This is a genomic window from Ensifer sp. ENS02 (genome assembly GCF_014851885.1).
Lineage (GTDB): Bacteria > Pseudomonadota > Alphaproteobacteria > Rhizobiales > Rhizobiaceae > Ensifer > Ensifer adhaerens.
The window spans coordinates 35610-54875 of the sequence record NZ_JACVAO010000017.1 but is presented as its reverse complement, the minus strand read 5'-3'; the positions used below and the strand labels follow the sequence as shown (position 1 = coordinate 54875).

The 19266-nt window shown below is 61.2% G+C and carries 18 protein-coding genes and 3 pseudogenes; 14 read left to right on the top strand and 7 right to left on the bottom strand.

Annotated features, from left to right (window positions below):
- Positions 1-187: 187 nt before the first annotated feature.
- The 6 genes from IB262_RS28785 to IB262_RS28760 all read right to left on the bottom strand — a co-directional run bounded on the left by IB262_RS28785 (position 188) and on the right by IB262_RS28760 (position 5837).
- Positions 188-514 carry a hypothetical protein gene (locus IB262_RS28785; protein ID WP_089045265.1) on the bottom strand — a complete coding sequence of 109 codons (327 nt, stop codon included), beginning with the start codon at positions 512-514 and terminating at the stop codon, positions 188-190.
- 59 nt (positions 515-573) lie between these two features.
- Positions 574-1254: a type 1 glutamine amidotransferase domain-containing protein gene (locus IB262_RS28780; protein WP_029742572.1), complete on the bottom strand. Its 681-nt coding sequence runs from the start codon at positions 1252-1254 to the stop codon at positions 574-576.
- A gap of 215 nt (positions 1255-1469) precedes the next feature.
- Entirely contained in the window at positions 1470-2696 is a 1227-nt protein-coding gene (locus IB262_RS28775) for an alanine racemase (RefSeq protein ID WP_192357993.1), read from the bottom strand.
- A 40-nt stretch (positions 2697-2736) separates the two neighbouring features.
- Positions 2737-3693, bottom strand: coding sequence for an ATP-binding cassette domain-containing protein (locus tag IB262_RS28770; RefSeq protein ID WP_083523714.1), 957 nt, complete (start codon positions 3691-3693; stop codon positions 2737-2739).
- Entirely contained in the window at positions 3690-4562 is an 873-nt protein-coding gene (locus IB262_RS28765) for an ABC transporter ATP-binding protein (protein ID WP_234824617.1), read from the bottom strand. Before IB262_RS28765 ends, IB262_RS28770 begins: the two co-directional genes overlap by 4 nt.
- A 321-nt stretch (positions 4563-4883) precedes the next feature.
- A complete protein-coding gene (locus IB262_RS28760; RefSeq protein ID WP_029742574.1) occupies positions 4884-5837 on the bottom strand; it encodes a LysR family transcriptional regulator in 954 nt (317 codons plus the stop codon).
- Positions 5838-5960: 123 nt separating this feature from the next.
- Between IB262_RS28760 and IB262_RS28755 the strand changes: the two genes are divergently transcribed.
- The 11 genes and pseudogenes from IB262_RS28755 to IB262_RS28705 all read left to right on the top strand — a co-directional run bounded on the left by IB262_RS28755 (position 5961) and on the right by IB262_RS28705 (position 16524).
- Positions 5961-7889, top strand: a complete 1929-nt coding sequence (locus tag IB262_RS28755) for an ABC transporter substrate-binding protein (protein WP_029742575.1) — start codon at positions 5961-5963, stop codon at positions 7887-7889.
- A gap of 76 nt (positions 7890-7965) precedes the next feature.
- Positions 7966-9003: an ABC transporter permease gene (locus IB262_RS28750; protein WP_029742576.1), complete on the top strand. Its 1038-nt coding sequence runs from the start codon at positions 7966-7968 to the stop codon at positions 9001-9003.
- Entirely contained in the window at positions 9000-9872 is an 873-nt protein-coding gene (locus IB262_RS28745) for an ABC transporter permease (RefSeq protein ID WP_192439491.1), read from the top strand. The genes IB262_RS28750 and IB262_RS28745 overlap by 4 nt, the downstream gene beginning before the upstream one ends.
- Before the next feature lie 33 nt (positions 9873-9905).
- Positions 9906-11582, top strand: coding sequence for a serine hydrolase domain-containing protein (locus IB262_RS28740; protein WP_192494026.1), 1677 nt, complete (start codon positions 9906-9908; stop codon positions 11580-11582).
- A gap of 2 nt (positions 11583-11584) precedes the next feature.
- On the top strand, positions 11585-12679 hold the full coding sequence (locus IB262_RS28735) for a pyridoxal phosphate-dependent aminotransferase family protein (RefSeq protein ID WP_192494025.1): 1095 nt from the start codon (positions 11585-11587) through the stop codon (positions 12677-12679).
- Between the two features lie 371 nt (positions 12680-13050).
- Entirely contained in the window at positions 13051-13851 is an 801-nt protein-coding gene (locus tag IB262_RS28730; protein ID WP_192439488.1) for a M55 family metallopeptidase, read from the top strand.
- A gap of 187 nt (positions 13852-14038) precedes the next feature.
- Complete coding sequence (locus tag IB262_RS28725) at positions 14039-14725, top strand: reverse transcriptase domain-containing protein (RefSeq protein ID WP_244547895.1); 687 nt, start codon at positions 14039-14041, stop codon at positions 14723-14725.
- A 69-nt stretch (positions 14726-14794) separates the two neighbouring features.
- Positions 14795-15034, top strand: a pseudogene (repC, locus tag IB262_RS28720) (replication initiation protein RepC); the annotation flags it as partial.
- A 134-nt stretch (positions 15035-15168) separates the two neighbouring features.
- Entirely contained in the window at positions 15169-15558 is a 390-nt protein-coding gene (locus tag IB262_RS28715; protein ID WP_192439510.1) for an antitoxin Xre/MbcA/ParS toxin-binding domain-containing protein, read from the top strand.
- A complete protein-coding gene (locus IB262_RS28710) occupies positions 15555-16073 on the top strand; it encodes an RES family NAD+ phosphorylase (protein ID WP_082572912.1) in 519 nt (172 codons plus the stop codon). The genes IB262_RS28715 and IB262_RS28710 overlap by 4 nt, the downstream gene beginning before the upstream one ends.
- A 244-nt stretch (positions 16074-16317) precedes the next feature.
- Positions 16318-16524: a cold-shock protein gene (locus tag IB262_RS28705; RefSeq protein ID WP_029742584.1), complete on the top strand. Its 207-nt coding sequence runs from the start codon at positions 16318-16320 to the stop codon at positions 16522-16524.
- 126 nt (positions 16525-16650) lie between these two features.
- Here IB262_RS28705 and IB262_RS28700 read toward each other — a convergent pair.
- Positions 16651-16944: pseudogene (locus IB262_RS28700) on the bottom strand (transposase); the annotation flags it as partial.
- A 1-nt stretch (position 16945) separates the two neighbouring features.
- Between IB262_RS28700 and IB262_RS28695 the strand changes: the two are divergent.
- From IB262_RS28695 to IB262_RS28685, 3 genes and pseudogenes are all read left to right on the top strand, one after another.
- Positions 16946-17095 (top strand): annotated as a pseudogene (locus IB262_RS28695) (IS256 family transposase); the annotation flags it as partial.
- A gap of 168 nt (positions 17096-17263) precedes the next feature.
- Complete coding sequence (locus tag IB262_RS28690) at positions 17264-17965, top strand: DUF938 domain-containing protein (RefSeq protein WP_192494046.1); 702 nt, start codon at positions 17264-17266, stop codon at positions 17963-17965.
- 122 nt (positions 17966-18087) lie between these two features.
- Positions 18088-19239, top strand: a complete 1152-nt coding sequence (locus IB262_RS28685; protein WP_113188837.1) for a sulfite oxidase — start codon at positions 18088-18090, stop codon at positions 19237-19239.
- Positions 19240-19266 lie beyond the last annotated feature (27 nt).

Genomic DNA, 19266 nt, shown 5'->3' with positions numbered 1-19266 from the left:
AGTGAGGCGCACCGGTGCGAATGCTGCAAGATGCGGCTGTCCTTCCCTAAGTGCCTAACATGTCTATGCTCCGCAGCGCATCCTCAATATCTCCTTCGGCCTAGGTTAGGCCGCTTGGAAAACGTATGTGAGCGCTGAGAGGGGCCGTCATTTCTTTGGCGAAGACGTCTGGCGTGTGATGGTTCGGTCAAAAGCTCACGCGCGCGCCAATCTTCCCGCCGCCCGAGCGCGAACCATCGCCCTCGACGTTAAACAGCAGTGAAAAGTCGATATTCCAGTTGTCGTGGTTGGAGAGAGTGAGCCCGGCGGAGATCCTCCCGAACAGGCCTTCGCCATCAAGCGAGGCAAAGCCGATATCCGCGCCGATCGACGGTGATAGCGTTAGTCCGTTTTCGAGCCCCAGCGTTCTCTCGACATCGAACCCGACGCTGAAGCGGGCTTGTTCCTCTATGAAGCCCTTGAGATCGATTGTTTCGCCAAGGGAATTGGAGACGGAATAGTCCTCTGTCTGCAAGACACGCTCCGCCGAAGGCGGACGCTCTTTCTGGCGACGCGCCCCGATCCAACATTCGATTACGGTTTCAAGGCGGCCAGGAGGGCTTTTGCCGTTTCGCCAGATGAGGCGGGATTCTGGCCGGTGATGAGCCGGCCATCGACGACCGTGTGGACGCCCCAGTCTTTAACCTTCGAGAAAACGGCGCCGAGACCGAGCAACTCATCTTCTACCAGGAAGGGCACGACCTCCGTCAAACCGACGGCCGCTTCCTCGGAATTCGTAAAGCCCGTGACCTTTCGCCCATTTACGAAAGGTGTGCCGTCCGGGTTCTTGACGCGGTGCAGAACGCCGGGTGCGTGGCATACAAGGGCAATCGTCTTGCCCGCCGCAATGAAGGCTTCGAGCAGCTTGATCGAGTTTCCGTCCTCGGCGAGATCCCACATCGGACCGTGACCGCCGGGATAGAAGACGGTGTCGAAGTCCCCTTGGTTGACGCTGTCGAGGCGAACCGTCTCGGCGAGCTGGGCCTTGGCTTCCCGGTCTGCCTTGAAACGCCGAGTGAGGTCGGTCTCAAACATCGGTTCATCGCTCTTCGGGTCGAGCGGCGGTTGGCCGCCCTTGGGTGATGCAAGGGTGATTTCGGCTCCGGCATCCCTAAAGACGTAATAGGGAGCCGCCAGCTCTTCGAGCCAGAACCCTGTCTTCTTGCCGGTGTTACCGAGGGTGTCGTGCGAAGTGAGGACCATTAGGACTTTCATAGATCATATCCTTTACACTGGAGGCGTAGATTTGAAGTCCGATCAGCCGCGTCGGCTTCTCGATGCACTGATATTGGCGTCGCAATGATATTTGGGAGATCTAGGTCTCACAATCCAGCTTTCCATCTCGATGATGGACGAAGGAGCGAGAACTTCAACGCGTTGATGGGCGGCGATAAATCGCCGCCCAGGTGGCCGAAAGGCCGGTGCGCTCTTCAGGTCTGACCGTTGCGGGCGTCGACCGGCAGGTTGGCTGCAGTGCCATCCGCACGCGCCAGGACGAAATTGTCGAAGTTGGCGATCGAGGCGCAGGAATGGTTGGGGAACACGCGCACGCGACTGCCGAGCGGCAGGGGGCGCCCGGAATGGGGGACGAACCCGTGTTCCTCGGACAGTCGCTCGAGCGTCCACAGGCCGGTTTCGCCATCGCCTTCGGCGCTGACGACGGTGCCGAACCCTGCGCCACCCATGCCATGTGCGCCGCGATCGGAGCTCATGGACTTCGAACCAGCGTCGATGATGAAGTGCGCGTCGTTCGACGCGACGACCCGGGCGACGACTGAAAGCGCGAGGTCGTCGGCGGTACAGATGCCAAGCCGAAGGGCGGTGCCGTCCAGAAAGACGTAGTTGCCGGGACGGATGCAATCGACTTCCCGGGGCAGCGGTGCACCGACGCAAGTCGGCGTTGCGCCGACGGAAATGCAATCGACGGCAATTCCGCGTTGCCGAAGCCGCTCGGCGAGGCCGGCGAGGGCCTCGGCCTCGTCGTGGGCGATCTTGGCCAGGGCATGGGGCTCAGGAGCCGCGTAGGCATGTCCGGCGTGCGAAAGCAGTCCGGAAAATCGCAAACCGGGGGCGTCGGCGATGCTTGCGCACAGTTCAGGCGCTGCCGGGTCATCGGGTTTGAGGCCGACGCGGCCGAGGCCAACGTCGACCTTGAGGAACACGCCGATCTCGATGCCGTGCCGGCTGGCGGCCTGCGACAGCGCATCGACACCTGTTTGGCTCGCCGCAATCGCGCGCAGTTCCACGCCCCGCGCCTTGACCGCAGGCAGAAGGCGATCGAGCGACGCCGCGTGGACGATGGGATAGGCCAGGATGATCGACGCAATCCCGGCTTCGGCAAAGACCAGCGCTTCGCTGGGCTTGGAGGCGGTGATACCGCGCGCACCTGCGGCAAGCTGCTGCCGGGCGATGTGGAGGCTCTTGTGCGTCTTCACATGCGGAAACATCACCACGCCGGCTGCATCGGCGCGCTGCTGCATGGCCTTGATATTGCGGGTGAGCCGTTTCTCGTCGACCTCGATATAGGGTGTCGGTCGGTCGGCGGCCGCTGGACGCAGGAACATTGCGGCCGTGGTCCCGCTTGTGCTGTCGCGGATATCTGTCGACGCCATGCCGACAGCGCTCGCAGCCGGTTGCGTCACTTCGAAAGTGCTCATGTTGGGATACTCTGATCTGGAACGGGATATAGCGGCTATGTCAGGCGGTTGCGACCTGGCGCACGTAGTGGGTCGATGAGATCTGCCGCATCGGCAGTTCGCGAGGCACGAAGTCCGGCGCACGCACCGCGCTTGGAATTTCGTCGGACATCGGCTGGCGCCCTTGCGGACGGCGCGTCGGATCGGCAATCGGCACGGTCGATAGCAGCTTGCGGGTATAGGGGTGCTGCGGATTGCTAAACACCGAGCGGCGATCGCCGATCTCGACGATTTCGCCGAGATACATGACCGCAACGCGGTGAGCGATGCGCTCGACCACCGCCATATCGTGGCTGATGAACAGAAGAGCGATCTGCATCTCGCGCTGCAGGTCCATGAGTAGGTTGATCACCTGCGCCTGGATCGTCACGTCGAGCGAAGCGACTGCTTCGTCGGCGACGATGAGACGCGGGTTGAGCGCAAGCGCCCGGGCGATACAGATGCGCTGGCGCTGCCCGCCGGAAAATGCATGCGGATAGCGCTCGAGATGCTCAGGCGAAAGCTCGACCTTTGCCAGAAGTTCGGCAGCGCGGGCGCGCATGTCCCCGGTCGAACCAAGCTTGTGGACCCGCATCGGATCCATCAGCGATTGCTCGATCGTCATGCGCGGGTTGAGCGAAGAAAACGGATCCTGGAAGACCATCTGCGCTTCGCGCCGAAATCGCGCGAGGACAGGGCGCGGCGCGCCGATCAGTTCGGTTCCATCAAAGCGGATGGAGCCAGAGCGCGGTCGATCGAGCTGCATGAGCGAGCGGGCGACCGTCGACTTGCCGCAGCCGGATTCACCGACCAGCGCCAGGGTCTCACCGGGAAAAATGTCGAAGGAGACGTTCTCCACCGCATGTACCCGGCCAGAGACGTGGCCGAACAGCCCGGCCTTGAGATCGAAGCGCGTCACCAGGTTTCGCACCTCGACGAGTGGGCGAGGGGATTGCGTCATATGAGCCGGCGCGTTCATTCTGTCGCCTCCGCGGGCTGCCGCTCCGGTTCGAACACCAGCAGCGGAAATTTCTCCGGCGCATCCTTGTCGGCCATGCTGCCGAGGCGCGGCACGGCGGAAATCAGGGCGCGTGTATAGGCATGCTTCGGCTTGGCGAAGATGTCGTAAACCGATCCCGTCTCGACGATTTCACCCTTGAGCATCACACAGACCCGGTCTGCGACTTCCGCGACGACGCCCATGTCGTGGGTAATGAACAGCACCGACATGCCGATTTCGTGCTGCAGGGCGCGAACCAGATCGAGGATCTGCGCCTGAATGGTCACGTCGAGCGCGGTCGTCGGCTCGTCGAGGATCATCAGCGACGGGCGGCAGGCGAGCGCAATAGCGATCATGACGCGCTGGCGCATGCCGCCGGAGAGCTGGTGAGGATACTGGTCGAGCCTGCGTTCCGCATCGGGCACACGTACCAGCTTGAGGGTGTTGAGCGCGATCTGGCGCGCTTCCTCGGGTGCCTTGTTCTGGTGATGGATCACCGCTTCGGCAATCTGGTCGCCGACGGTAAAGACCGGGTTCAGGCTCGACATCGGGTCCTGGAACACGATCGAGATGTCCGCGCCACGAAGGGCTTCGACCCGCTTTTCCGACAATGTCGCGAGGTCGGCGACCTTGCCGTCCTTCAAGCGCATCAGCACCCGCCCGCCGGTAATCGCCGCGCCATCATACTCGGTTAAACGCATGATCGTCATGGCGGTCACCGATTTGCCGGATCCAGACTCGCCGACCAGAGCAACTGTCTCGCCGCGCGCGATGCGGAAGGAGACGCCCCGCACCGCGCGCAGCTGTGAGCGGGTGCCGGCCGCGAAGGAAACCTCAAGGTCTTCCACGGATAGGATGACATCCTCGGGCAGTTCAGGGGGCGCGGATTTAGACAGGAACATCAGCACATGGACCCGATTTCGAGGGGACGTTGCCCTATCAGGTCTCGCAACGGGGTTGCCTCCTGTCAATATGCTCGGATGGCGGAGAACTCCCCGCGAGGCAGGCCGTCAGTGCCCGGGCGGCACGCAACCGGCACTTGTCCGTGCCGCAAAACCGAGTGAAATCAATGTGTCACGAATGTGGCAATCGAAACTATGCGCTTTCTGCATCGTGTCGCCTGTCTTCGCATATGGCCTCGGTCAGGCGATTTGGGGTATGACGGTGCCTCAGGCGGCGTCGATGCCGGCATCGAATCCGTTCTTGTACTGTGGCAATGCCGCACACTGCTTGAGATGCTGCCACAACCCATCGCTGTCGGCGCTACCAGGGCCGGCGCGCCTGAAGATACGGATCTCCATTTCGAGCGACATCTGTGGTCCGCCGATCTGGACGAGGCGGCCTTGGCGCAGGGCTTCCGCCACACAGATCTGCGGCAGCCAGGCGACGCCACGCCCGGCGACGGCCATGTGCTTCAGGCCATCGGCGAGGCCCGACTGATAGACGATGCTGAGATTGAGCGGCCGGCGCCAGCGCGACTGGATCAAGGTCGCCAGCTTGCCGATGTAGCCGTCGCTCCAGGAATAGGCGAGATAAGGGATCTCCGTGCTTTCGGGCCCGTCGATGTCGAACAGCGGTCGGCCGCTCTCGTCGGCTCCCGACACCAGGATCAGCCTGTCCTTGCCGATCTGCAGGGATTCGAACGGGCCGCCTTCCAGCACCGGCGGTCCATCGGGATGCACATAGGTGATGGCAAAATCGCACTGGCCCGAACACAGATGATCGATGCTTTCAAGGAAGTCGGCGGCATGCATGCTGGTGCGAAGCGGTATCCGCGATATCAGCGGCGAGCCGATCCATCTCGGGAAGAAGTACATCGCCAGCGTATGCAGCGAGGTAAATGTCAGCATGGCCGAGCTTTCGCCGGCGACATTGCGGCAATCGGTGCGCAGCCTGTAGGCCTCACGCACGAGACGCTGGCAACCCGGAAGGAACATCGTTCCCGCCCGTGTCAGTTGCACGGGATAGGTGCTGCGGTCGATCAAGTCCGCGCCGATCCAGTTCTCAAGCGATTTGATGCGGCGACTGAAGGCCGGCTGCGAAATGTTGCGCGCAGTCGCCGCCGTCGAAAAGTTCCGCGTGGCGGCGATTTCGAGAAAATCTTCAAGCCATTGCAGTTCCATGCCGGCCCTCATGCGTGATTTGCATAGTCTATCCTAATTACACATTGGACAGACCTGCAAGCGCTCTTCTAGCCTCCCCTATAACGAGAAGAAAACTTCCGCCTCCACCAAATGGGAACAACGATGAAACGCACCTTAGCCCTAGCTCTGTGCCTGGGGCTCGGCATCGCGGCTGCGCCCGCTATGGCCGAGACCAAGAACCCCGGCACTTTCGTCTTCATGTGGACCGACGACATCCAATCGTTCGATCCGGCCTATATCGCCAACACGCCGAGCTCTTACGGCGCTCTCAACATCTACAGTCGGTTGTTGAACTTCAACGGCTCGAAGATCTCCGAGTTCGTGCCGTCGCTCTCGACCGAAGTACCTTCGCTCGAAAACGGCCTCATCAAGCAGGCGGCCGATGGCTCGGTGAGCTATACCTTCCCGATCCGCAAAGGCGTTTCAGCCCACAAGGTCGGGATCAAGGGCGCCGACGGCAAAGTCACCTGGGAATACTACGACAAGCTGACTGACGCCCAGAAGGCGACGATCGAGCCGGGTTACGGCCAGATCACGCCCGAAGACGTACGCTATTCGTTGCTGCGCGCCATTCTTCAAGGCCAGTCCTGGATGTCGAACGCGATCACCGAGGTGATCACAGCCGGCAAATATACCGACATCGCCAAGTGGGTTGAGGCCGAAGGCGAGGTGAAATCCATCAACGACGCCAGCCCCGAGATCCTGCGCAAGGTCTATGACCAACTCGCGTCGCAGATTGTCGTCGATGGCGATAATGTCACGCTCAAGCTACCCAAGTCGTTTCCGGCCACGCTTGGGGTGATCGCGCTGCCCTTCGGCACTTCGGTCGTCGACAAAGAATGGGTTGCATCGGTCGGCGGCTGGGATGGCTCGGGCGACACCTGGAAGGCCCACTACCGTCCGGAACTCGGCGCCAATCCGCTGTTTGCGGAAGAAAATGGCACCGGGCCGTTCATGCTGGAAGAGTGGGACCGGACCGACCGGCGCATCACGTTGAAGCGGTTCGACAACTACTTCATGGGCCCCGCCAAGCTTGAGCGGGTGGTCATGCGCACGGTGCCGGAATGGACGACGCGGCGCCTGCAGCTTCTGTCCGGTGACGCCGATTTCGTCACGGCACCCGTCGAGTTCATCGACGAACTCAGCAAGACCGAAGGCGTCAAGGTCATTGACGGCCTGCAGAAAGTGTTCTCGCGCGGCATCTTCTTCGCCTGGCCGCTCGACGACAACGACAATCCGGCGATCGGCAGCGGCAAGCTCGACGGCGCCGGTATTCCGCCGGACTTCTTCGCCGACATCGACGTGCGCAAGGGTTTCAACTACGCCCAGAATTACGACGCGCTCCTCACCCAGGTGCTGCTCAACAAGACCGTGCAGTCTCGTGGGCCGACGGTTCGCGGCATCATGGGTTACCGCCCGGATTCACCTGTCTACAGCTACGATCCCGCCAAGGCCGAAGAACACTTCAAGAAGGCATTTGACGGCAAGCTCTGGGATACCGGCTTTGCCTTCACCGCCTATGTGACCGAAGGCAACCCGCAGCTGACGGCGGCACTCTCGGCGCTGCAGCAGGGCCTGTCGCGCATCAATCCGAAGTTCAAGATGCAGATCCAGGCTCTGCCGTGGGCATCCGTTTCGGACAAGCTCAACAACCGCGAAAAGCCGGCAGCACCCTTGACGGTGATGGGTTGGGGTCCTGACTATTCCGATCCGGGTGGTCCGCTCGGTGCCGCCAGCTATTACCTCTCGCCCACGGGTCTCGTCGGCGGCATGGTCGGCCAAGGTTATCGCGACCTGATGGCGGAGAAGTTCAAGCCGCTCCTGGATGAAGCCTGGGCATCGGTCGATCCGGCGGTTCGCGAGCCGATCTACGCCAAGCTGCAGGAGATGTCGTACGAATACGCCACGACCCAGTTCCTCTGGGAAGATTTCGGCTACGTCGTCACCCGCAGCAATATCGATGGTTATGTCGACAACATGATCCTCTACGGTGCGTGGGACTTCTACCCGGTCACCAAGGCCAACGATTGATTGGCCAGGGCTGCCGGGTGGCGATCCCGCCCGGCAGCCCTTGTTTCATTTTCCCTGAAATCGGAACGTGTGAACCGTGCTGAATTACGCACTCAGACGACTGATGATGCTGCCGATCGTCCTCTTCGCGCTGTCGTTGATGATCTTCGCGCTGCAGATGTCGCTTTCGCCGACACAGAGACTGGCGGCCTATGCGCCGTCGCCCGACTATCTCAAGGGTGGTCAGGAGAGCATCCGTCGGATGATCGAACAGTACGGGCTCAACGATCCCTTCTACATTCAGTACGGCCGCTGGATCGGCGGCGTTCTCAGCGGCAATCTCGGCTGGTCCGAGACCGCCCGCCAACCGGTGTCGACGGCGCTGATGTCGCTGTTTCCGGCGACGCTGGAGCTGGTCGTGCTGGCCTTCGTGCCCTGTCTGCTACTCGCCGTCTACCTCGGCTCGCGCGCCGGCATCTATCTCAACCGCTGGCCCGACCACGTCATCCGCATCTTCACCATTCTCGGCTGGTCTTTTCCGGTTTACGTCTTCGGCCTCTTGATGCTGCTGATCTTCTATTCGGCGCTTGACTGGTTTCCGCCCGGCCGGCTCAGCCAGTGGGCGCAAACCGTGGTCAGCTCCGGCGATTTCGTGCGCTACACCGGCGCCAATACTATCGACGCGCTGCTCAACGGCAACCTGGCGATCTTCGGCGATGCACTTCGTCACCTTGCGGCGCCCGTCATCACGCTGACCTATGTCAACGTCGCCAGCATGACGCGGGTGATGCGCACCTCGATGCTGGAAACGCTGCGCCAGGACTACGTACGCACCGCCCGCGCCAAGGGCCTGCCGCGCCGCGTCGTCGAATTGCATCACGCCAGGCGCAACGCGCTTCTGCCGCTTGCAACCATCGCCGGCATGGAACTCGCCGTGATGATGGGTGGCGTGGTCATCACCGAGACCATCTTTGACTACGCCGGGCTCGGCCAGTTCGCCGCCAAGACCGCTGCCAATCTCGACTTTCCCGCAGTTCTCGGCTTCGGCCTCTATTTCGCGGTCGTCCTGGTGCTGATGAACCTGGTCGTCGATCTCATCTATCCGTTGCTTGACCCGAGGGTGAAGACGCAATGAAGTTTCTTCGTTACCTCGCACGAAATCCGGTGTCGCTGTTTGGTGTCGTGATCCTCCTCGCCTTCGTGCTGATCGCCGTCTTCGCGCCCGTTCTGGCGCCGCCGCAAAGCTTCCAGCTTTCTCCCTACGACACACCGCGAGCCGGCTTCCTGGCAACGCCGCAACCGCCTTCGCCGGAGGCCATATTCGGCACCACGCAAGGTCAGTACGACATCTTCTATGGCGTCGTCTGGGGTACGCGCACGGCATTCAAGATCGGGCTGGGGGTCGTGGCGATCTCCGTGCTGATCGGCACGGTCGTCGGCGCTGTCGCGGCCTATTACGGCGGCGTCGTCGAGGAAGTGCTGATGCGCATCGTCGACGTGTTCATGGCCGTGCCCTTCCTGATCGCCGCGATGGTGCTGACGGCGTTGCTCGGCAAAGGCATCGTGCCCATCACGATCGCGCTGACGACGTTCGGCTGGATGAGTTATGCCCGTATCGTTCGAAGCGAGATCCTGAGGATCCGCGAGATGGATTACATCCACGCAGCCAGGAGCTACGGCGCCAGCGATCTCAGGCTGATCGTCCTGCATATCCTGCCCAACGCCATGTTTCCGGTGCTGGTTCTCGCGACGATGGCGACCGGTTCCATGGTGCTGTCGGCCTCAGCGCTCAGCTTCCTCGGCGTTGGCACCGAAGAAGGTTATGCCGACTGGGGCCAGTTCATCGCCTATTCGCGCAACTGGATCGTCGGTCAGCCCGGCAATCCCTTCCAGTTCTGGTACACGCTGGCCTTCCCCGGCGCGGCCGTCTTCTTCTTCGTACTGTCGTGGAACCTGGTCGGCGATGCGCTACGCGACATGCTCGACCCACGCCACGCCCATTGAGACCCAATCCCTTACGACCAAGGAGCATTTTCCATGTCCTCTCTGTCTGCTGCTTCCATCGAGCTGTTCGAGGATCTGATCCGGTACGAGGTCGAGGACAAGGCGATCCCGTCGATCTCCTACGCCCTCGTCGACCGAGACGGTGTGCTTGCCGAAGGCCATGTCCAGCGCCATGACCGCCATTTCGACATGGGCAAGGACACGTGCTTCCGTATCGGCTCGATCACCAAGACCTTCACCTCGCTGGCGATCATGCAACTGGTCGAAAAGGGCCTTGTCGATATCGATGCCGACGTCTCGACCTACCTGCCCGGATTTAAGCCGGTGAACCCGTTCGCTGGCGCCGAGGGCGGGCCTCACGGCTCGGTCATCAGCCTGCGCAAGCTGATGACCCATACGGCCGGGCTCGTGCGCGAACCCAAGAGTGGCCACTATCTCGACGCGACCCGTCCTCCGCTGGAAGACACGGTCGACGAGCTCGCCAGCTCGACCTTGAAGCAGGATCCGAGCCTCGGGGTGATGCATTACTCCAACGCCGGCATCGCCGTCGTCGGTCGGGTGATCGAGGTCGTCACCGGCCAGAGCTATTCCGACTATGTCGCTGCCAACATTCTGAAGCCGCTGGGCATGGACAGTTCCTCCTGCGGCATGGCGCCGGGCATTCGCGAGCGGCTTGCGCCGGCCGACATGTGGACGCTCGACGGCGATACGCCGGCGCCGGTGTTCAGCCTGGGCGGCTCGCCGGCCGGCAACATCTTTTCCACCACGGGGGATATGGCACGCTACGCCCAGTGCCTGCTGCGCGGCGGCTTTGACGCTGCCGGCAATTCGATCATCTCGCCGGCGTCGCTGCGTGAGATGTGGACACCGTTCGGTAAACGTCCGGCCGGCCACGACAAGACGCTCAACGGGTATGGCCTGTGCTTCGGTGCCGGCGACGTCGACGGCTGGACCTCGGTCGGCCATGGTGGCGCCGTCTATGGTTATGCTTCGCAGATGATGCTGTTGCCTGCCGCCGGCGTCGGCGTGCTGATCTTTGCGACCCTTGATTTCGCCAACCAGATCGCCTCGCGGCTCGGCGTCGACGGCGTGCGCATCGTTCTTGCCGAGCGCAAGATGGGCAAGATGCCCGAGCGGACACAGCGTCCGCCGGAGATCCCCGAAGCGCAGTTCAAGACCCTGCCGGGCTATTACCGCGACGACGCCACGCAGGAGATCGTCGAGGTCAAATCCAAGGACGGCAAGATCTACCTGATGGGCGAGGGCGTTCCGCACCGGATCCGTCCCGTTGCCGGCAACGATTTCGTCATCGACGGTCGCATCTACGGGCGCGGCGCGGACTATGCCCATATGAACCTCTCCTTCCCGGTAGCCGGCAAACTCGTCTGGCGGGATACAAGCTGGACACGCATAGAGACGCCTGAGGACGAGACCGTGCCCGACGCCATTGCGCCGCATCTCGGCGAATATGGACCGGACTTCAACATCACCTACCTGACCTACAGCCATGGCGGCCTGAAGTGCCTGATCGAGTACTTCTGCACGCACACATGCGAGCCGGTCGAGGAGGGACGCTTCCGCATGCATGGGCGGCTTTACGAAGACGAGATCCTCGAGCTTGATGCCGTCGGCGACAACGGCAAGCGCGGCATCCGCGTCGGGCCGATGTTCCTGGAGCGACGCAGCCCGTCCCAGGCCGAAGCGGCGTGACCATGACCGCTCCAATCAAGATGGAGTCACCTCTTGGCGCCCGCATGTTCATCGGCGGGCGCGTGGTCGACTATTATTGCGGCACGTCGTACTTCTGCCTGCATGGCCACTCCGAAGTGATCGAGGCGGCCTGCGAAGCGACCAGGCGCTACGGCATGGGGCCGGGGACACTCGCCCATATGCAGGTCTATGCCGATTTGCAGGAGCGGTTGCGCGACTGGTTCGGCACAGACGAGGTCGTCTACATGATTTCCGGCTACACCAGCCCCATGGTGTTGCTGCAGGGGCTGCGCGACGAATTCGATGTCATCCTCATGGATTGCGCGACGCATTACAGCACCCGTGACGCGATCCCGACGCTCGGCAAGCGGGTTCACGAATTTCGGCATGCCGATCCGGAGGATCTTGCTGCGCAACTGTCGTTGCATGTGAAGGCGGGCGAGCGGCCGGCGGTGCTGACCGACGGCGTCTTTCCGTCATCCGGACGGTTGGCGCCACTTGGGGATTACCGGCAGGCCATGGCCCCCTATGATGGTGCGCTGCTCTGCATCGACGATTCCCACGGTGTCGGCGTTCTTGGTGAGACCGGCCGCGGATCGCTGCAGCACGCGGGGCTCGAAGGCGAGGGCAACTATCTCGCCGGCACGATGAGCAAGGCGTTCGGCGCGCTCGGCGGCATCGTTCCCGGTAGTGCGGATCTGGCCGCCAAGATCGCGGGCAATGCGATGATCATGCGTGGTGCCTCGCCGGCGCCACCGGGTCTTGCAGCCGCTGCAGCCGCATCGTTGCGCGTTCTGCAGGCGACACCGGAAAAGCGCGCCAACCTCGTTCGCAACGTCAAGCATATGCGCAGCGGGTTGCGGACCCTCGGGTTCGACGTTGCCGACACGCCGGTACCGATCGTCACCATCAAGGGCGTCACCGACCTCGAACAGCTGCGCGATCGTCTGGCGGAGCGCGACATCATCGTCAGGGTGCAGCAGCCTGGTGGTTATTCCGACGCGTCAGATGTTGCGACCATGCGGCTTGCGGTGTTTTCCGAGCACACGGCCGATCAGATCGAACGGCTCCTGCAGTCGATGGGCGAACTTCTCTAGACCTGCGTGTGGAGTTCTCACCGACGTTGGCGTCGGCGAGAACTCCGCGCTAGCGACCGTGCACGCACGCCTGCTCGTGAGGGAGTTATCCATAACCGATTGAAATCTCGGGAGTTAGGCGATTCTTGCATGGAGTTTTGCCCAAATTGAATTGGCCTGTGGCGGCGAGCTGCACCAATGTTCCGTTAAACGACATGCAAATCGCCGATCACCGGTCAGACGTGCCTCGCCGATAACCAAGTCTGCCAAAGTGGCCGCTGAAGCCCCCGCGGTTGGCGGCGCCCATCGCGTTGGTTGGCCTTCGCGATGCCTGCCTGAAACGACCGCATCTATCCCGCTCTTCCCGATTTGACCGATAGAGGAACCCACCCATGAAAGTTTTCATCTCCGCTGACATCGAAGGCACCGCAGGCATCGCGCAATGGGACGAAGCCGAGCGCACCCATTCCGACTGGACCGAATTTCGCGCCCTGATGACCGCCGAGGTGGTCGCTGCCTGCGAGGGCGCGCGTGCCGCCGGTGCGACGGAAGTCGTGGTGAAAGACGCCCATGACAGCGGTCGCAACCTCATCCTCGACCGCCTGCCGGACTATGTCCGCATTGTGCGCGGCTGGTCCGGCCATCCGGATGCGATGATGTTCGGCCTCGATGCCGGCTTCGCGGCCGCGCTCTATACGGGCTATCACTCCAAAGCGGGCAGCGAGGCAAATCCGCTCGCCCATACCTCCACGATGCGCATCTCGCGCCTGCTTTTGAACGGAGAGGTCGCCTCGGAATTTACCGTCAACGCGCTCTGTGCCGCCGGTTACGGTGTACCGTCGGTCTTCCTTGCCGGCGATGCCGGTATTTGCTCTGAGGCGCGGGCGATGGTGCCGGGGCTGAAGTCCGTGGAAACGCTGGAGGGTAAAGGTCGTTCGACGACGTCGATCTCGCCTGCTTGGTCGCGCCGGCTTATTCGTGAAGGCGTGGCAGAAGCGCTGTCCGGCGATTTCACTCAGGTGCTGCCGTCCAGGGCCGAGCGCTACGAAGTGGTGATCGAGTTCAACAATCCGACAGATGCCTATCGTGCCGGCTGGTATCCCGGTGCATATGCGCACGGTCCTCGCGCCGTCGCCTTCAAGCATGCGGATTTTGCGGAGATCCTGCGAGCGCTGGTCTTCCTGAAAGCCTGATCAAGGGCGGGTCCCGTGCCTGGACGTCGCAGGATAGAGCCACTGGCCTTGATAGGTAGCAACGCGCCGAAACGGGCGCTTTCCGACCGTCACGCCGCCCTCGCTGGACGAAGCTGGCTCAACCTTGTTGCCTGGCTAGCAGCGCGTTGCCTCCAACAAAGGTGGACGCACGGCCGGGGTTGACGGGATGACGGTGGGACGTATCCGAAACAGGAGTGAACATCGCTTCCTGGTCGATCTTCAAGCTGATCTGCGCAGTGGTGCATATCGGCCAAGTCCGGCCAGACGCAAGCTCATTCCAAAGGCCGGGAAACCGGGGCAATTCCGACCCTTGGGCATCCCCACCATCAGAGACCGCGTCGTACAAGGCGCGGCCAGAATCCTTTTGGAGCCGATCTTCGAGGCGCAATTCTGGCATGTCTCTTATGGGTTTCGACCCGGCAGAAACACCCACGGCGCCTTGGAGTACATTCGTCGGGCAGCCTTGCCGCAGAAGCGGGACAAGGACACTCGGCGAAACCGGTTGCCATATCCTTGGGTTATTGAGGGGGACATCAAAGGATGCTTCGACAATATCAATCATCATCACCTGCTCGAGCGGATGCGCAAGCGCATCGGTGATCGACGAGTGGTGAGATTGGTCGGATTATTCCTCAAGGCCGGTGTTTTGACTGAGGATCAGTTCCTCCGGACGGACGCCGGTATCCCTCAGGGGGGGATCATCTCACCTTTGCTCGCAAACATCGCCCTTAGCGCGATCGAGGAGCGATATGAAAGGTGGACCTATCACCGCAAAAAGACCCAAGCCCGTCGCAAAAGCAACGGGGTGGCGGCAGCGGCGAGCGCCCGGGACAGCGGTCGATTTGATAACTGAGTTCAGCAACAGATCTTCACCAAACACCTGCCGCAGCCGGACCTTCAGGTAGGTGGGATGAGTAGGCGAGTGGTGGTCCGATCGATGCTGGGCGTCAGTCCAAGCGCCTACCAGGACGCCTGCGAGGCGATGGGGCCGGAAAATGTGGCTGCGACAATGGCCTGTATTCTCGAAAGGGCAGGGCACATCAACTCGGCCGGCGGATATCTGCGCAATCTGACGGACAAGGCGCGGCGAGGGGAGTTTTCGCTCGGGCCGGTGTTGATGGCTCTGTTGCGGGCGAATCCAGTGGTTGCTCGAAGCGCCTAGCGAACGGCTCTTTGGGGGTGGCAGTGGCTTGAAACTTCTCGCTACCCCGGCGAATGTCGTAGTCGCTTGCGTTACCGTCAATAGAGTCATATATTTCGCACAATAAATGAGTTGCTGGATATGGCGGAATGATCATGCCTCAGGTTCTGAAATCTTTAGAGCACAGCGGTCCCTTGGTGCTGTCCTATATGGATCGCTCGGGAAAGATCGCTGTGGAACGGGTCGCAACCGGCTTCGGCATGTCTAAGAGCCAGTTGGCCGAGACGGCGGGGCTATCCCGCGAAACACTGTATAGAAGTGAACGTAGCCTGGGCGCGAAAACGCAGAGCCGTCTTCGGGAAATGCTGGAGATTATCAGTCGTGTCTCAGATTGGGCCGGTGGTAAGGAGCAGGCAATGGCTTGGTACCGGGCCCAACCTCTACCAGCTTTTGGCGGGCGTACGCCCGAGGCTCTCGTAAAAGACGGCAAGGCCGCGGCGGTGCGAGATTACCTCGATCATATGGCCCTAGGGGGCTTCGCTTGAGGTTTGTGGGCAATTGTTACCGTGCGCACGATCCACGCTGGGCTTTCAAACCGGTTTCAGGAGATGGCGCGGCTATAAGAGGCGCGCGGTTCAACCCAAAAGGCGTGCCAGCTCTCTATCTCGCCCTTAGTGTGATGACGGCGGTAAAGGAAGCCAATCAAGGGTTTGCCCATCGCATCGACCCTTGTGTACTTTGTTCCTACGATGTCGACTGTGATGACATTACGGATCTTGCTTCTGAAGTTGGTCGGGCCTCGAATTCCGTTTCGGTGGAGGAAATAGCCTGCAGTTGGGCCACCACGCTTTCCGAAGGAAGGAGACCCCCATCCTGGTCGATATACGATCGACTCAAGGCGAGGGGCACGGCAGGCATCATAGTACCCAGCTTTGCGCCCGGCGCCGAAGAGGGAGATCGAAATCTGGTGCTTTGGAACTGGGGCCCCAACCTGCCGCATAAAGTGCAGGTACACGACCCAAGTGGTCGGCTTCCGAAGGATCAACTGTCCTGGGATTAGGCGCATCGGCGCAATTAACGCGTTCAGGCCCTTTACGACTGCGTCTTGATCTTGCAGCCATATTACGCCCGCTCTACCGTGCTTACAGCAAAGGTAAGCAACCAAGATCCGGAATTTTGGTCCGGTGCGATAGACGCGACAGCTCGCATGCTTTTCGTTGACGCCGGAACCGTCTACTAATGTGAGCGTACCAGTATCATTCGAGCCTATCGGTCCGACACGACGATGATCAAAGGAGGATACTTTGGCAACCGGTACAGTAAAATGGTTCAACACAACAAAAGGCTTCGGTTTCATCCAGCCGGATGACGGAACTGCCGATGTGTTCGTCCACATTTCCGCGGTAGAGCGAGCTGGTCTACGCGGACTCAACGACGGCCAGAAGATTACCTATGAGCTGGTGAAAGACCGCAAGTCCGGCAAGATGTCGGCGGACAACATCCAGGCCTGAGCGCATTGCGATTCTGCAGCTTACTGCATGCAGTGTTTGCTCTGCTCCAGCGGTGCCTCTTGGCCGGAACCCGCCGGTATGACCGGCGCTTTCAGGTGATCAGCCGGGCCGCGCGACCTTGTTTTCGCTCAAATCGGTCGGCGTATGGTCGATCTGGCAGACGTCGAGTGGGTGCGGTGCGTGGATATAGCCTGGTCGCGGTTTTAACCGCAGCAGGTGCTTTGGATTGGCCGACCGCTTTCTGGCGATCTCTTCAGGCGAAAACAGCGCCGGGATGCGCCGGGCAATGGTGACATAGGACGGCAGGGCAAGACCAGCCTCTTCACAGCGCGCACGGATTTCGGCGACGACCGGTGCGAGAGGAGGCGCCTCGAGCGTCAGCCATTGCTCGCGCAGTGTCTTGCTGATGATTGCCTCGATGCCTTCTGACGCCATCGTCCGCCTCGTCGGCGCGATCCTGCTCGAGCAGAACGACGAATGGGCTGTCCAACGCGCCAGATACATGACGCTGGAAACCATCAGCCAGATGAGCGATGATCCGCTCATCAGCCTGCCAGCCGTGGCGCGCTGATCATCCCGGCCCATGCCGGAGAACGCGGCGACCAAAGCCGCCACTTACACCACTCCCTGGGACATGATCCCGAACGCAGCACCGACGACCCTTTGTAAGTCCGCAATCCTTGATTTCAGTCATTTCAGCTATAAGGTGGAGGCATTGCCCAAAGGGGATTACAGGCCAATGCTCCCAGAGAAGAAGGACCGTTCGCCTGTTGCGCTGGAACAGCGCGACGTCAGCGCCGACCAGCGCATGTTCTCACCTTCCGCTGCGCGAAATTCGGCGCCGATCCTCGCGGTCCTACAACGTGTCCTTCCAACACGTGGCACCGTGCTGGAGATTGGATGCGGGACCGGTGAGCACGCCGTGTGTTTTGGGGGGGCAATGCCAAACATCACCTGGCAGCCGAGCGATCCGGATGCCGACGCCCGCGTCAGTACGTCTAGCTGGATCAAATTCTCAAGGCTGAAGAATGTGCTGGCACCGCGGGATATTGATGTGTGCTCAGGACAATGGATCGTCGAACAAACGGGGCATTTTGACGCCATCTTATCGATCAATATGATCCACATCGCGCCATGGACGGCAAGCTCAGGATTGTTCGAAGGAGCTGGCCGTTTGCTTCACGATGGTGGGCTTCTCCTTCTCTACGGTCCCTTTATGCGCGACGGCGTACACAACGCCCCCTCGAATGCTGCTTTCGACGCCGCTCTAAAGGAGCGCAACCCATCTTGGGGTGTGCGTGATATCGCTGACCTTGAACAATTGGGTGAGGCCGCTGGACTTGTTCTCCGCGAGACGATCGAGATGCCTGCCAACAACATGTCGCTGGTCTTCTGCAGAGGTACTGTCTCAACGACAAGCCGGCGCGAAAGAGAGATGTGACCATGCAGTAAGCTGCCGTCCGAGATCGATGCTCGAAACGTGCGGTATAGGCGAGAATGCGGCCGAAGGCGGAACGCGACAGGCGCACTGCGCGGGGTGTGATCTAACCGGAACCCGCCGGGATGGATACCGAGGTTGTGCTTTTGGAAGGAGAGACGAGAACGATGCCGACACCAGAGCAACCCAGCCTGATAGTTCGACAAAAATCCCCACAGAATACCGAGTTTCCATTTGCGTCGCTCTCCGATTTGCTGATCCCAACCGAGCTGTTCTTCGTGAGAAACCATTTCCCCTCGCCGGACCTCGATGCGCGAGACTGGAGATTGCGCGTTGACGGGGCGGTGGCGCGGCCGCTCGAACTTGATCTCGACAGCATCAAGGCGATGCGGAGCACGACCTTGACTGCCGTCGTCGAATGCGCCGGGAATGGCCGCGTCTACTATGTGCCACCGAAGGAGGGGTTGCAGTGGCAGAACGGAGCCGTCGGCAATGCTGCGTGGACAGGAGTTCTTCTCAGCGAGATATTGGAAATGGCGGGCGTTAAGCCTAACGCGCGTGAGGTCCTGCTTGTGGGCGCAGACAGCGGCGTCGTCGACACGAACAAAAAAACGGCTTCTCCTGGCCCCATCGCTTTTGCGCGCAGTCTACCGCTTGAGAAGGCCATGGCGCACAGCACGATCCTTGCCCATTCGATGAACGAGGAGCCGTTGACGCGCGATCACGGCTACCCGCTGCGCGCGGTTGTGGGTGGCTGGTTCGGCATGGCTTGGGTCAAGTGGATCACCCATATCACGGTTTTGGAACAACCATTCCTTGGCTACTGGCAAGCGCGTGAGTACTTCCGTTGGGAGCGCAACCTCGGGGAACCGAGCCTAGTCCCCCTCACGGAGATGGAGGTCAAAGCGCAGATCGCGCGACCCGTGCAGGGCGCGCGTCTCATCGCCGGCCAACCCTATCGAATTTTCGGAGCCGCCTGGGGCGGCGAGGCTGCTATCCGGCAGGTTCAGGTCTGCACCGAAGATGGAAGTGGCTGGCGCGAGGCAAGCCTCCTCGAGAAAGAACGTCCTTTTGCATGGCGCTTGTGGGAGTACACGTGGACCCCTGAAAAGGTGGGGCAATACAAACTGCGATGTCGCGCGATCGATGCGGCGGGGCGCGTGCAGCCCGACCAGCAGCGTTCCGACTTCGAGAGCTACGCGGCCAATTGGATCGTACCGGTGGAGGTTACGGTCGTTCCCGAGCCGCAGACCTATGAGGAGGAATTCGTGATCTAATCAACCGCATGGGGAGAAATGGCGGCG

Coding starts and splice junctions, on each gene's coding strand:
- IB262_RS28780 (WP_029742572.1), bottom strand. CDS start 1,254: ATGAAAGTCCTAATGGTCCTCACTTCGCACGACACCCTCGGTAACACC.
- IB262_RS28775 (WP_192357993.1), bottom strand. CDS start 2,696: ATGAGCACTTTCGAAGTGACGCAACCGGCTGCGAGCGCTGTCGGCATG.
- IB262_RS28770 (WP_083523714.1), bottom strand. CDS start 3,693: ATGAACGCGCCGGCTCATATGACGCAATCCCCTCGCCCACTCGTCGAG.
- IB262_RS28760 (WP_029742574.1), bottom strand. CDS start 5,837: ATGGAACTGCAATGGCTTGAAGATTTTCTCGAAATCGCCGCCACGCGG.
- IB262_RS28755 (WP_029742575.1), top strand. CDS start 5,961: ATGAAACGCACCTTAGCCCTAGCTCTGTGCCTGGGGCTCGGCATCGCG.
- IB262_RS28745 (WP_192439491.1), top strand. CDS start 9,000: ATGAAGTTTCTTCGTTACCTCGCACGAAATCCGGTGTCGCTGTTTGGT.
- IB262_RS28740 (WP_192494026.1), top strand. CDS start 9,906: ATGTCCTCTCTGTCTGCTGCTTCCATCGAGCTGTTCGAGGATCTGATC.
- IB262_RS28735 (WP_192494025.1), top strand. CDS start 11,585: ATGACCGCTCCAATCAAGATGGAGTCACCTCTTGGCGCCCGCATGTTC.
- IB262_RS28730 (WP_192439488.1), top strand. CDS start 13,051: ATGAAAGTTTTCATCTCCGCTGACATCGAAGGCACCGCAGGCATCGCG.
- IB262_RS28725 (WP_244547895.1), top strand. CDS start 14,039: ATGACGGTGGGACGTATCCGAAACAGGAGTGAACATCGCTTCCTGGTC.
- IB262_RS28715 (WP_192439510.1), top strand. CDS start 15,169: ATGCCTCAGGTTCTGAAATCTTTAGAGCACAGCGGTCCCTTGGTGCTG.
- IB262_RS28690 (WP_192494046.1), top strand. CDS start 17,264: ATGCTCCCAGAGAAGAAGGACCGTTCGCCTGTTGCGCTGGAACAGCGC.
- IB262_RS28685 (WP_113188837.1), top strand. CDS start 18,088: ATGGATACCGAGGTTGTGCTTTTGGAAGGAGAGACGAGAACGATGCCG.